This is a genomic window from Variovorax sp. KBS0712 (assembly GCF_006323185.2).
GTDB classification, from domain to species: Bacteria; Pseudomonadota; Gammaproteobacteria; order Burkholderiales; family Burkholderiaceae_C; genus Variovorax; species Variovorax boronicumulans.
On sequence record NZ_VCCD02000003.1, the window covers coordinates 20174 to 33300 of the forward strand.

General features: G+C 70.5%; 12 protein-coding genes. 6 read left to right on the forward strand and 6 right to left on the reverse strand.

Annotated elements, in window-relative coordinates; genetic code table 11:
- Positions 1 to 88 precede the first annotated feature (88 nt).
- From FFI97_RS24955 to FFI97_RS24975, 5 genes are all read right to left on the reverse strand, one after another.
- Positions 89 to 1108 carry a FecR family protein gene (locus FFI97_RS24955; RefSeq protein ID WP_139701142.1) on the reverse strand — a complete coding sequence of 340 codons (1020 nt, stop codon included), beginning with the start codon at positions 1106 to 1108 and terminating at the stop codon, positions 89 to 91.
- A gap of 99 nt (positions 1109 to 1207) precedes the next feature.
- The gene (locus tag FFI97_RS24960; RefSeq protein ID WP_139701141.1) at positions 1208 to 1726 is read right to left on the reverse strand and encodes an RNA polymerase sigma factor; all 519 of its coding nucleotides are present in this window, start codon (positions 1724 to 1726) and stop codon (positions 1208 to 1210) included.
- Positions 1727 to 1733: 7 nt separating this feature from the next.
- The gene (locus FFI97_RS24965; RefSeq protein WP_139701140.1) at positions 1734 to 2492 is read right to left on the reverse strand and encodes a TonB-dependent outer membrane receptor; all 759 of its coding nucleotides are present in this window, start codon (positions 2490 to 2492) and stop codon (positions 1734 to 1736) included.
- Between the two features lie 235 nt (positions 2493 to 2727).
- The gene (gene lolD / locus FFI97_RS24970; protein ID WP_139701139.1) at positions 2728 to 3405 is read right to left on the reverse strand and encodes a lipoprotein-releasing ABC transporter ATP-binding protein LolD; all 678 of its coding nucleotides are present in this window, start codon (positions 3403 to 3405) and stop codon (positions 2728 to 2730) included.
- The gene (locus FFI97_RS24975; RefSeq protein WP_062473701.1) at positions 3398 to 4654 is read right to left on the reverse strand and encodes a lipoprotein-releasing ABC transporter permease subunit; all 1257 of its coding nucleotides are present in this window, start codon (positions 4652 to 4654) and stop codon (positions 3398 to 3400) included. Before FFI97_RS24975 ends, lolD begins: the two co-directional genes overlap by 8 nt.
- A gap of 123 nt (positions 4655 to 4777) precedes the next feature.
- Here FFI97_RS24975 and FFI97_RS24980 point away from each other — a divergent pair, with 123 nt between their 5' ends.
- The 4 genes from FFI97_RS24980 (at position 4778) to FFI97_RS24995 (ending at position 8553) form a co-directional block, all read left to right on the forward strand.
- Positions 4778 to 5755 carry a hypothetical protein gene (locus tag FFI97_RS24980; protein WP_139701138.1) on the forward strand — a complete coding sequence of 326 codons (978 nt, stop codon included), beginning with the start codon at positions 4778 to 4780 and terminating at the stop codon, positions 5753 to 5755.
- Positions 5752 to 7473: a single-stranded-DNA-specific exonuclease RecJ gene (gene recJ, locus FFI97_RS24985; RefSeq protein WP_062473697.1), complete on the forward strand. Its 1722-nt coding sequence runs from the start codon at positions 5752 to 5754 to the stop codon at positions 7471 to 7473. Before FFI97_RS24980 ends, recJ begins: the two co-directional genes overlap by 4 nt.
- Before the next feature lie 49 nt (positions 7474 to 7522).
- Positions 7523 to 8116: a hypothetical protein gene (locus FFI97_RS24990; protein WP_062473695.1), complete on the forward strand. Its 594-nt coding sequence runs from the start codon at positions 7523 to 7525 to the stop codon at positions 8114 to 8116.
- Positions 8117 to 8205: 89 nt separating this feature from the next.
- Complete coding sequence (locus FFI97_RS24995; protein ID WP_139701137.1) at positions 8206 to 8553, forward strand: zinc ribbon domain-containing protein YjdM; 348 nt, start codon at positions 8206 to 8208, stop codon at positions 8551 to 8553.
- 67 nt (positions 8554 to 8620) lie between these two features.
- On the opposite strand, the gene FFI97_RS25000 is transcribed toward FFI97_RS24995, so the two are convergent.
- Positions 8621 to 11770, reverse strand: coding sequence for an ATP-binding protein (locus FFI97_RS25000; protein WP_139701136.1), 3150 nt, complete (start codon positions 11768 to 11770; stop codon positions 8621 to 8623).
- 141 nt (positions 11771 to 11911) lie between these two features.
- On the opposite strand from FFI97_RS25000, the gene FFI97_RS25005 reads away from it, so the two are divergent.
- Both FFI97_RS25005 and FFI97_RS25010 read left to right on the forward strand, forming a co-directional pair.
- Positions 11912 to 12301, forward strand: a complete 390-nt coding sequence (locus tag FFI97_RS25005) for a cupin domain-containing protein (RefSeq protein WP_139701135.1) — start codon at positions 11912 to 11914, stop codon at positions 12299 to 12301.
- Complete coding sequence (locus tag FFI97_RS25010; RefSeq protein WP_139701134.1) at positions 12298 to 13113, forward strand: class I SAM-dependent methyltransferase; 816 nt, start codon at positions 12298 to 12300, stop codon at positions 13111 to 13113. The genes FFI97_RS25005 and FFI97_RS25010 overlap by 4 nt, the downstream gene beginning before the upstream one ends.
- The last annotated feature ends 14 nt before the right edge of the window (positions 13114 to 13127 follow it).

Below are 13127 nucleotides of genomic sequence, written 5' to 3' on the forward strand. Positions count from 1 at the left end.
CCGGAAAGTTGAGTCGATGCACTACGACGAACGGGCGCCCCACGACCCCGCAACTTATTTTTCAGGCCGCGCACCACGGCCGTCCGATTCAGCTGAGAACGGTCAACCCGCCCGGCAACGAACGGGCGTCGAGATCGAAGGCATGCTGCAGCTGCACCAGCGCCAGGTCGAGCGATGCGATGTAGAAGCTCCCGGTGACCAGGCGGCTGCGCGCGGCCGAGTTCATCAGCACCACACGGCCGCGCCGGTAGCGGTTGATCTCGTCGAGCACGTCGGACAACCGGGCCTGCGTGAACACCAGCTCGCCCTTGCGCCAGGCCGACAGGTTGGCGGCGCCGACCAGCGCCACGCTGCTCACCGACGTGCCGTCGTACACCGTCTGCTGGCGCGCGCGCAGCTCACGCGCGCCCGCGGGATGCTCCACGCGCACCGCGCCTTCGATGCAGGTCACGCACACCTTGGCGTCCAGGTAGCGGACCTCGAAACGCCCCGACTCGGCCAGGCTGCGGCCGACCCCGGCCACGACGCCGAAGGGCCGTGCGCCACTGGCCGACGACAGATCGAACGCGGCCTCGCCCTCGAGCAGGTCGACGCCGGTCGTCCGGCCGTCCACCGTGCGGCGCCGGATGCGGGTCTGGGTGTTCAGGGTGACCTGCACCCGGTCGGTGAGGCCCACCTCCAGCTGCTCGCCGGTGGCGGTGCGGTAGTCGGCACCCGATCCCGCCGGCGCGGGCCACAAGCCCGCGGACGGATGGAACACCGCCACGCCCGCGACACCGGCCATGGCCGCCGCGCCCGCTGCCGCACCGAGGAAAGCGCGGCGCGCGAGCACCGGCCGGGGCCGGTGGCGCGCATGAAACGCCGCCGCATCGGCATTGGTGCGAAGCACGCCGGCAGAGGCCCGGCCGAGCACGGCCCATTGCGCCCTGGCCTCCTTGAAGACCGCCGCGTGCGCCGGGCTGCGCGCCAGCCAGTGCTTGAAGCGCTGGGCGTCCTGCGGCTTGACGGCACCCGAATGAAGCAGCCGCAGCCACTCCCAGGCCTCGTGCCGCGTCGTGTCGGCCGCGAGGGCGGGATCGTCGACCGGTGCGGTCAGGGGGTCGTGCATCACGGCCGCCGCCCTTCTTCTGGGCCTCGGCCCGCTGCGAGCGCCAGGATGATTCGATTCTTCACTCCGTACGACGAACGGGCCGCGCCGATCCCGCAACTATTTTTTGTCATGGGCCATCCGGGCACTCAGGTAATCGTGCGCATGCTTGAGTTCGTATTCGACGGTGCGCAGGGAAATGCCCAGGCGCCGGGCCACTTCGGGCTGCGTCAGTCCCTCCATGTGCACGAGCACGACGACCTCGCGCCGCCGCGCCGGCATGCGGTCCAGCAACTTGATCACGGCGTCCAGCTGCGAACGCGCCTCGGCGATCCGCGCGGGTCCCGGCGCCGTGTCGGCCAGTTCCATCAGCGCATCGATTTCTTCGAAAGGCAGGTTGCGGCTCTGGCGACGCTGGATGTCCAGCGCAATGTTGAACGCCATGCGCACGAGATAGCCGCCCGGCCGCTGGATCGGCCCTGCGTCGCTTCCGTCCTGGTCGTTCACGCGCAGCCAGGTGTCGTGCAGCGCGTCCTCAGCCAGGTCTGCATTGCGCAACGCGCGGCCCAGCTGGCGCTTGAGGGCGTCGTAGTGCCTGGACAGGTAGTCCATGAGCACGGGGCGGACGTCTTCGGCCATGGACAGGTCAGGACGGCGAGCGGCCGGCCGCCGCGCGGCAGCGCGTTCCGCCGCGCGCATCGGTGGGCAGGATGAGCAGCGTCAAGGGCTGCGGCAGGTCCGGCGGCGGCGCATGCGCGAGGCGCACGCCCCGCAGAACCTCCAGCATCTCGGCGTCGCGGGCCGCGTCGCCGGTCAGGCCGAGCAGGCGCGGCCGGCGAAGCTGGCCCCCCTCGTCCACCTCGAAGCGCAGCAAGGACCGGTACGTTCCCGGCCGCGTGCGCACATTGCCGCACAACGCCTCCCAGACCTGCGCCTGCAGCAGGCTGGGGTAGCCCGCCAGGCTTCCCAGGCTGGCCGCGCGCGGGGCCTCCACCCGGGCCTGCGCCGGCCTCAGCGCGAGCGTGACGGCCGAACCCGTGCGGACCTTTTCGGCCACCAGGCCCGTGCCTTCCAGCAACAGTTCAAGCGCGGTGTCGGGGGCGTAAAGCCCGCGCACCGCGGAGGACATCAGCCCGGCCAGGATTTCGCTGCGAAAGAGTGCAGGCTGCCGCGTGACGGCGGCATAGCGCTTGAGCGCATCGGCCAGGGGAAGCGAGGGAATGTCGAACGCCAGTGCGGCGTCACCCGCGCCTGGAACCGCGCCGGCCGGGGCCTCGCCCTCACGCAGCGGTGATGCAGGCCCATCGCTCGCCCAGGCCGTGCCGGCCAGCCACGACAGCGCGAGCGCGCAGAGTGCGACGCTGCGGCCTGCCGAGCCCGCGAACCCAGGGTGCACCTCGCTCACCCTCGCGGCGCAACGATGCCGCGCGCATCGTCACGCCCGCCGTGAGGATGCGAAAGCCATGGCAGGGAGAAAAGTCGAGTCGGCAAGGAGCGCACGCCAGTCGGGAAACTTGCATGCTGTCACCGGCGTGTGACGGTCTCGTTGCAACGTCAGACCTTCCTGCACCCCAGCGCGTGGCGCGCGTCCCGTGTGCCGCAGGAAGCCCGAGGACGCCCCTCGAGCGGCCGACCGACGCTCAGCCCGCCAGCCGCCCCGCCACCAGCTGCAGCACGCGGTCGCAGCGCTTGGCCAGGTCCTGGTCGTGCGTGACCATCACGAAGGCCGTGCGGTGCCGGTGCGCGAGGTCGAGCATCAGCGCGAACACGGCGTCGGCCGTGCTGCGGTCGAGGTTGCCGGTGGGCTCGTCGGCCAGCACGCAGGCGGGCTTCGTGACCAGCGCACGCGCAATGGCCACACGCTGGCGCTCGCCGCCCGACAGCTCGGCCGGCCGGTGGTGCAGGCGCTCGCCCAGGCCCACGCTGGCGAGGATCTTGGCCGCGGCCTGCGACGCTTCGCCGGCCTCGACGCGGCGGATCTTCAGCGGCATCGCGACGTTGTCGAGCGCGCTGAACTCGGGCAGCAGGTGATGGAACTGGTAGACGAAGCCCAGGTGCTGGTTGCGCAGCCGGCCCTGCTCGGCGGGGTCGGCATGCGCGATGTCCTTGCCGAGCAGTTCGACCTTGCCCGCGGTGGGTGCGTCGAGCCCGCCCATCAGGTGCAGCAGCGTGCTCTTGCCGGAGCCGGACGCGCCGACGATGGCCAGCGTTTCGCCGGCGTGCACGTCGAGGTCGACACCGTGCAGCACGGTGAGGTCGATGCGGCCTTCATGGAAGCGCTTGGTGAGGCCGCGGGCCTTCAGGACGACATCACTCATAGCGCAGGGCCTCGGCAGGATTGACGCGGCTGGCGCGCCAGCTCGGATACAGCGTGGCCAGGAAGGCCAGGATGAGGGAAATGATCGCGATCGGCATGATGTCGCTTTGCTGCGGGTCGCTCGGCATCTTGCTGATCAGGTAGATGTCCTTGGGCAGGAAGCTGGCGTGGAAGAGCTGCTCGAGGAAGGGCACGATCACGTCGATGTTGTAGGCGATGCCCAGGCCCAGCAGCAGGCCGCCCACGGTGCCGATCACGCCCACCATGGCGCCCTGCACCACGAAGATGGCCATGATGCTGCGCGGCGAGCTGCCCAGCGTGCGCAGGATGGCGATGTCGGCGCGCTTGTCGGTCACGGTCATCACCAGCGTCGACACGAGGTTGAACGCCGCCACCGCGACGATCAGCGTGAGGATGATGAACATCATGCGTTTCTCGACCTGCACGGCCGCGAACCAGGTCTTGTTCTGGCGCGTCCAGTCGCGGATGAGGAACTGGCCCGGCAGCGTGACGGCGAGCTGGTCGGCCACCTCGCGCGCTTCGTGCAGGTCTTTCAGCTTGAGGCGGATGCCGGTCGGGCCTTCGAGGCGGAACACCTTGGCGGCGTCTTTCTCGTGCACCATCGCCAGCGCCGAGTCGTACTCGTAGTGGCCCGAGTCGAACACGCCGACCACGGTGAACTGCTTCAGGCGCGGCACCACGCCGGCCGGCGTGACCTGCCCGCCCGGCGCCACCAGCGTGACCTGGTCGCCGGGCTGCACGAACATGGAGCGTGCCAGCTCGATGCCCAGCACGATGCCGAACTCGCCCGGCACCAGCTTGTCGAAGGTGCCGCCCTTGGCGATGCCGCCGGTGTCGGTGACCTCGGGCTCGAGCGCGGGGTCGATGCCGCGCACGATCGCGCCCTTCATGTCTTCGCCGCGCGCGATCAGCGCCTGCGTGTTGATGAACGGCGCCGCGCCGATCACCTCGGGGTTCTTGCGGGCGTCGGCCATGATGGCGTCGATGTCCTGCAGGGCCTGGCCGTCGCGCGAGAAGATCTCGATGTGCGAGACCACGCTGAGCATGCGGTCGCGCACTTCCTTCTGGAAGCCGTTCATCACACTGAGCACGATGATCAGCGCCGCCACGCCCAGGGCGATGCCGAGCATCGACACGCCGGAGATGAAGGAGATGAAGCCGTTGCGTCGCGTGGCACGGCCTGCGCGCGTGTAGCGCCAGCCGAGCTGCAGTTCGTAGGGGAATCGCATCAGCGGCCTCGCCCCGTGGCCTCAAGGGGCATGGGCGCACCCGCGGGGGGCGGCAAATACTCGGGGTGAGGAGCGAGGGGGTAGGTCATACGGTGGAATTGTGGCATCCCGGACAATAGGGAAATGGCCGAACCTCTCCCACGTCATCTGTTGATTCCCTTTGCCGGCCGCGGTTCCCCGGCTTGCCGCGCGGCGCTCGCGACCCTGCGGCTGCCGAACCTCGAAACCCTGCTGCTGCGCCTGACGCTCGCCGACACCGACACGCAGGACGACAGCACCCGCTCCCCGCCGCACGAACGCGCCCTGGCCCGCGCGCTGGGCCTGCCTCCCGCCGACGACGGCTGCATTCCCTGGGCCGCGCTCGAAGCCCGCAAGACCGGCCTGGCCGCGCCCGGCGACCACGAGGCCTGGGGCCTGGTGACGCTGTGCAACTGGCAGGTCGGCATCGACGACGTGGCGCTGGGCGACCCGAGCGGCATCGAGATCGACGCCGCCGAATCGATGGCCCTGCTGGCCGTTGCAGACCCGTTCTTCGAGGAAGACGGCATCGCGCTGTACCCCTCCGACACGCCAGGCCGCTGGCTCGCGCGCGCGCCCATCTTCGACGGGCTGGCCACGGCCTCCATCGACCGCGCGGTGGGGTACCCCATTTCGCAGTGGTCGCCGCTGGGCGATGTCTCGCGGCCGCTGCGCCGGCTGCAGAACGAGATGCAGATGCTGCTGTACACGCAGCGCGTGAACGACGAGCGCACCGCGCGCGGCGTGCCGCCGATCAATTCGTTCTGGCTCAGCGGCACCGGCGTCCTGAAGGACGGCGACCTGCCCTCGCCACCCGCCACGCGCACGCCGGTCGTCGACCTCGCGCTGCGCGACGCCGCGCTGCGCGACGACGGCCTGGCCTGGGCCGCCGCCTGGCAGGCGCTGGACGCTGGCACCGTCGCCGGCCTGCTCGCCGACCTCACGCGCGGCGCCGACGTGGCGCTCTCGCTGTGCGGCGACCGGGGCGCACAGCTTTTCACCGTGCAGCCGCGCGGCCTCACCCGCTGGGCCAAGGGCCTGTTCGACCGCAACCGCGCCACGCAGGTGCTGGAGTCCCTATGAAGATCATTGCCCGGGACATCCCGCCGCGCACCGTCTGGGCGCTGGAACAGGCCGGCGTGCACCCGCTGCTGGCGCGCCTCTTTGCCGCGCGCGGCGTGCGCGGCAAGGACGAGCTCGACGATGGCCTTGCGCGCCTGCTGCCGCCCGACACGCTGCGCGGCACGCGCGAAGCCGCCGTGCTGCTGGCCGATGCCATCGCACAGGACAAGCGCCTGTGCATCGTGGCCGACTACGACTGCGACGGCGCCACCGCCTGCGCGGTCGGCGTGCGCGGCCTGCGCCTGCTGGGCGGCAAGCACGTGAGCTACCTCGTGCCCGACCGCGTGGTGGACGGCTACGGCCTGACGCCGCCGATTGCCGAGCGCGTGGCCGCGGCCGGCGCTGACATGCTGATCACCGTCGACAACGGCATCGCCAGCGTCGAAGGCGTGGCCGCCGCCAAGGCGCGCGGCCTGCAGGTGCTGGTGACCGACCACCACCTGCCCGGCCCCGAGCTGCCCCTGGCCGACGTGATGGTGAACCCGAACCAGCCCGGCTGCGAGTTCGAAAGCAAGAGCATCGCCGGTGTCGGCGTGATGTTCTACGTACTGCTTGCGTTGCGCTCCGAACTGCGCACGCGCGGCGTGTTCGACACCGCCACGCAACCCAAGCTCGATGCGCTGCTGCCGCTGGTGGCGCTGGGCACCGTGGCCGACGTGGTGAAGCTCGACGCCAACAACCGCCGCCTCGTGGCGCAGGGCCTGCGCCGCATCCGCGCGGGCGCGATGCCCGCCGGCGTGGCGGCGCTGTTCAAGGCGGCGGGGCGCACCGCCTCGGCCGCGACCACCTTCGATTTCGGCTTTGCCCTCGGCCCGCGCATCAACGCGGCCGGGCGGCTGGCCGACATGACGCTGGGCATCGAGTGCCTGCTGACCGACGACGCGGGTCGCGCCGACGAACTCGCGCGCATGCTCGACGGCATCAACCGCGAGCGACGCGACATCGAGGGCGGCATGCGCGACCAGGCGCTGCTGCTGGCCGAGTCGCTGTTCGCGGCCGATGGCGAAGGCGTGGAAGCGCCGCCGCCGGCCATCAGCGTGTTCGGCGCGGACTTCCACGAAGGCGTGGTGGGCATCGTGGCCTCGCGCATCAAGGACCGCTTCCATCGCCCGACCTTCGTGTTCGCGGCCAGCGCGGCGCCGGGCAAGGAGCAGGAGCTGAAGGGCTCGGGCCGATCGATTCCGGGCTTTCACCTGCGCGATGCGCTCGACCTCGTGGCCAAGCGCCACCCCGGCGTGCTGCTGCGCTTCGGCGGCCACGCGATGGCCGCGGGCTGCACCGTGGCGCGCGAGCACTTTCCCGTCTTCGAGCGCGCGCTGGCCCAGGTGGCCGGCGAATGGCTGGCGGAGGCCGCGCTGACGCGCCAGATCGAGACCGACGGGCCCATCGCGCGCGAGTACATGCGCATCGACCTCGTCGACACGCTGCACCGCGAGGTCTGGGGCCAGGGCTTTGCGCCGCCCACCTTCAGCGAAGAGGTCGAGGTGGTGTCGCAGCGGCTGGTGGGCGAGAAGCACCTGGCGCTCAAGCTCAAGCACCAGGGCCAGCCCATCGATGCGATCTGGTTCAGCCACACCGAGCCGCTGCCGCCGCGCGTGAAGCTGGCGTTCCGGCTGGATGCGGACGAGTGGCAAGGGGTGCGCCGGTTGCGCTTTCTGGTCGAAGGCGCGGAGGTGTGACGCGGGCGGCCTAGACTGGAGGCCCATCCATTCGACCGGGCACTCTCGAATGCAGCAAGAAGCCATCTCGGCCCACGACATCTTTCCGCACATCCGTGTCGTGATGGGCATGGTCATCGGCCTGGGCGTGACCCGGCTGCTGTCGGGCGTGGCGCGCATCGTGCAGCACCCGACGCAGTACCGGCTTTATGCCGTGCACCTGGCCTGGGTCGCCTCGGTGCTGCTGGCCCTGGTGCATTTCTGGTGGTGGGAGTTCGGCCTGTACCAGATCGACAGCTGGACCTTCGGCACCTACGCCTTCATCGTCAGCTACGCGATCCTGCTCTTCTTGCTGTGCGCGCTGCTCTTTCCGGACAGCATGCAGGACTACGCGAGCTACCGCGACTACTTCTACGCCCGCCGCGCGTGGTTCTTCGGCTTGCTGGCCGCCACCTACCTGCTCGACGTGGTCGACACGCTGATCAAGGGCGAAGCGCACTTCGCCCGCTTTGCGATGGAGTACCTCATCCGCACGCCCATCCTCGTGGGCCTGTGCATCGCGGCAGCCCGGTCGGCCAACCCGCGCTTTCACACGGCCTTCGTCGCGGGCACGCTGGCTTACCAGCTGTCGTGGATCTTCCGGCTCTTCGACACCTTGGATTGAGCCGCTGCGGCCAACAGGAACAGGACCTGCGTCCATGAGGGCAGGCTAGTATCCACGTCCTTCAACCGATACGGACCCTACCTACCGCCGTGAGCACCCTGCCCCCTTGCCCCCAATGCCATTCGGAATTCACCTACGAAGACGGCCTTAACCTTGTCTGCCCCGAATGCGCTCACGAATGGTCCGCCTCGGGCGCTGCCGCCGAAAGCACGGCCGATGAGGGCCGGGTCATCAAGGATTCGGTCGGCAACGTCCTGAACGACGGCGACACCGTCACCGTCATCAAGGACCTCAAGGTCAAGGGCTCGTCGCTGGTCGTGAAGGTCGGCACCAAGGCGAAGAACATCCGCCTGATCGAGGGCGATCACGACATCGATTGCAAGATCGATGGCATTGGCGCGATGAAGCTGAAGTCGGAATTCGTGCGCAAGGCGTGAGACCGGCCTGGCGCAGGCGGCGCAGCGTCTTGCTGTCCGCTCGTCACGCCGGTGCCGCGCGGACTTCCTAGCTGGCCAACTCCCGGCAGCGCGCGGCGTCCAGCGCATGGCCGCAGGCATGGAACTCCCGCGCCGCCGCGGCGAAGCCTTCGCGTGCGGCAGCGACACGGCCGGTGGCCCGTTCGATGTGGGCCTGCGCCTCGTGCAGCGACGCGTACCAGGCCGGCAGTTTCATCACCACGTTGGCCAGGTATTCGGACTGCTGCTGGTGGCTGGCCGCCAGGTCCAGTTCGTGCGCTCTCGCGGCCGCAATGGTGGCCGGGATGGCGAAGGTGATGCGGCAGCCGGGGCAGCTTTCCAGCGGGCCGCGCACGTTGGCCTCGGCCTCCTCCAGCACGCCCAGCGCGGCATCGGGCTGCGTGGCCATTGCGATGCGGGTGCCGTAGATGCGGTCCAGCAGGTGGAAGCCGACGTCGGACTGGCGCGCGACGTCGAGCGCTTCATCGAGCAGGCCGCGCGCCCGGTCCATCTGCCCGCGGTAGATCGCCAGTTCGGAGCGGCGCTGCAGCGACAGCGCTTCGCCGGTCGCGCCGCCGATCGCGCGGTGCATGCGCCCGCCCGCCACCAGGTCCTGCTCGGCGGCGTCGAGCTGGCCGCTGAGCAGCCAGGCCTCGCCGCGCAGCGTGACCGCGAACGCATGCCCGCGCGCTGCGCCCAGACGCTGCGCTTCCGTGGCCAGCGCATCGGCGAACGCGATGACCTCGGCATACGGCCGCGAGCCGTACAGGAAGCGCTGCGTGATGCACAGGTGGCCGTCGAACACGCGCACCGCCAGCTGCGGCAGGTGGCTCGTCTCCTGGAGGTCGGCCCACACGCTGCCATGCAGGTCGCCGCGCGCGTGCGCCGCCGCGGCCTGCGACCAGGAGGCGATCACGAGCGTGCCTTCGTCGCCGGTCTCCAAGGCAATCCGACGCACTTCGGCCGACCGGCGCGTGCCTTCGGCGGGGTCCCCGAAGCCCAGGGCCGCCGCGCCGCTGTAGGCCAGCGCTTCGGCGAGGCGCCCCGCCACCGTGGTGGGATGCACATCCTTCAGATACTGCAGGGCGCCGGGCGGGTCGCTCATCTTCACTTGCGCCAAGGCCCGCTTGGCGCGCAGTTCGTGGGACAGCGCGTCCGGCGCGACGGCGGCGGCCGCATCGTAGGCGGCCAGCGTGCCCGGCCGGCCCAGGGCGTCCAGGGACTCGGCACGCAGCGCCAGGGCTTCCGGCTGCGTCGCCCGGTGCGCGAGCAGCGGCTCGACATGGCGCAACACGTCCTCGTAGGCGCCGAGGCGAAAGGCCTGGCGCGCAGCCGCCAGCGCACACGGCATCGCCTGCTCGGCGTCGCCCGCGGCGAGCCAGTGATGGCCCACCAGGCCCGGTGCCGCACCGCCTTGCGCGAGCCGCGCCGCCACGTCGCGATGCCACAGCACACGCCGATGCGGCGGGATGCCTTCGGCCAGCGCGTCCCGCACGAGGGCGTGGCGGAAGCGGTAGCGGCCATCGGCCACCACCAGCACGCCCGCGGCCAACGCCTGGTCGAGCCGCGCCAACGCGTCGTGGCCTTCATCGGCGGCCAGCGCCACGGCCGTGGCCACGTCGAAATCTTCGGCCGACAGGGCCAACCGGCGCAGGGCCTCCGTCGCGCCGGGGTCCAGGTCGCACAGGCGTTCGGCCAGGGCCGACGACAGGCTGCGGGACATCACCGCCATGGCGCCGTCTGAGGTGGCCGCACCGCGCGCGAGCTCGACCACGGCAAACGGCAGGCCTTCGGCACGACGCGCGATGGCGGTGGCGGCCTCGGCCGCCATCGGTGCGTCGGCCGAACGGGCCGCGAGCAGCGCCGCTTCTTCCTCGGACAGCGGCCCCAGTTCAAGCGCCTCCAGCTGGCCGGCACGCTGCAAGCGCGAAGTGTTCCGATCCAGCAGCGGCGGCAGCGCATGACGGCACGCGAGCAGCACGAACACCGGGGGGCCGCTTGCCGCCAGCTGCGTCAGCGCCTGGGCGCTCGCGTCGTCCGCCGCGTGCGCATCGTCGACGATGAGCAGCACCGGCTTGTGCGCGGCCGTGGCCAGCAGCAGCCGGCGCACCGCGCCCACCATCTGGTGGCGCCCGAGCGGCAGGGCCAGCGGTTTCACGTCGCCCGAGGCGGTCATCTGCGCCAGCACGGCCTGGGCGTGCGCACCGATGGCCTGCGCCGCGTCGGGCAGTTCGCCGAGCAGGGGCTCCACTAGGTCGGCCGCGATGCCGTAGGGCCGGGTCCAGTCGCCGGCCTGCAACGAGCGCACCTGCCAACCCAGGCCCCGCGCTTCTTCGGCGACACGGCGGCAGAACGCGGTCTTGCCCATTCCCGCCGGCGCGCGCACCATCGCGCCCCCCGGACGGCCCGCGAGGCTGGCGCGCAGCCACCCCAGGACACGCACCAGTTCCATGGCACGGCCGACGAAACGCGGCGCGGCGCCTTCCAGGCCCGCCACGCATTCGCGGTACAGCGCTTCGGCCGACGGGCCGGGACGCATGTCCAGGGTCTGCTGCAGATGGTCGCGCAGGTGGCCGTACCAGCGCAGCGCCGAAGAGCGCCGCCCGGCCGCCAGTTCCTCGCGCATCAGCTGGATATGGGCTGCCTCGTCGGTGGGGTCTTCGCGCACCAGCCGTTCCAGGTCGCCGGTCTGGCGCAGCAACCGCAGGAACTTGTCGCGCAACCGCTGGCGCGGCGCCTCGGTCCAGGCTTCGTAGCGGGCGTCCGGCAGGAGGTCGCCACCGTAGAGCTGTGCGGCCGCCTTGCAGGTCTGCGGATCGCCGCTGCGCAGGGCCTCGTCCGCTGCGCGCTCGAACTGCTCGGCGTCGCACGCCACCGCACGGTCGGGCAGCAGGAAAACGCGGCCGCTTCGCAGCACCAGGGCGTCGGGCTGGCCGATGAACTGGCGCGCGTGGTGTGCGGCCTTGCGCAGGTTGGCGCTGCCGGCGTCGGGGTCCAGGTGCGGCCACAGGGCGTCCACCACCTGCTCGTTCGCCAGGCTGCGTCCGGGCTGCAGGGCCAGCAGCTGCAGCAGCTCGGCGGCGCGCCGGGTCAGCGGCACTGGTGGAATCTGCGGGTCGTCGCCGGCCACGCTCAGGTGGAACGGGCCCAGCAGCCGGATGGACACGGCTTCGGACGGCAGAGTCGGTGGGGGCGACATCGCGATTCCTTTCCCCCGGCACGGGCCGGGAACGTTTCAGGAATGCCAAGCGTGGAGGATGAGTATGCCGTCTATCGAACCTGGCGGGTGCAACGAATAGACGCACCACCCTCGCGCCCGCGGACCCTCAAGGAGTACCTCATGCATATCGCAAAAGACGAAGTCGACGTGAAGATGGAAATTCCCGGTGCCCTGATCCGGCAGCGTTTGAACTTCGGCGACGCGACCGGCTACAGCAAGATCAGCGGCGAGTACTTCACGCTGTCGGCGGGCGTCGACACGACGCCGCTCTTCCAGGGCCTGAACAACCACAACTCCTGCCAGTGCCCGCACTGGGGGTTCGTGATCAAGGGCCAGATCACCACCACCGACGACGCCGGGGAGCAGGAGACCGTCCAAACCAACGACCTGTTCTATTGGCCGCCTGGCCACAACGTCAAGGTCGACGCCGACGCGGAGATCGTGATGTTCAGCCCGCAACACGAGCACACGCACGTGATCGACCACATGATCGAGAAGGTGAAGTCATGAACCCGAACAAGGCCCTCTGGGAAAAAGGCGACTTCACCCGCATCGCCGAGAGCATGCGCGAGAGCGGTGAAGACGTCGTGCGGCACGCCCGCATCACGCCCGGCATGAAGGTGCTGGACCTCGGCTGTGGCGACGGCAACACCGCCATCCCGGCCGCGAAACTCGGCGCGCAGGTGCTGGGCGTGGACATCGCCGCCAACCTGGTCGCCGCGGGCAACCGGCGGGCGGCCCAGGCCGGGCTGTCGGCCAGCTGCAGGTTCGAGGAAGGGGACGCCTGCGAGCTGCGACTCGAGAACAAGTCCTTCGACCTCGTCATCAGCATGTTCGGCGCCATGTTCGCGCCCAGGCCCTTCGACGTGGCACGGGAGATGGTGCGTGTCACGCGCCCGGGCGGCCGCATCCTCATGGGCAACTGGATCCCGAACGACCCGACGCTGGTGGCGCAGATCCTGAAGATCAGTTCGTCGTATGCGCCCCCGCCGCCCGAGGGTTTCGTGAGCCCGATGGGCTGGGGCTCGACCCCGAACATCCTCGAGCGCTTTGGCGCGGTGGGCATTGCCTCGGAGGCGATCAGCTGGGAACGCGACAGCTACATCTTCGACTTCAAAGGCTCAGCGGAGGAATTCGTCGACACGTTCCGGCAGTTCTATGGCCCGACCATGAACGCATTCGACGCGGCAGCCCAGGCGGGGCGCACCGACGAACTGCGCACGGAGCTGCTGACGCTGTTCCAGAGCCAGAACCAGAGCCAGTACCCCAACACCTGCCTGATCGCTGCGACGTTCCTGCGGGTGACGGTGGAGGTGGGCTGATCCGCGGCGTTCCG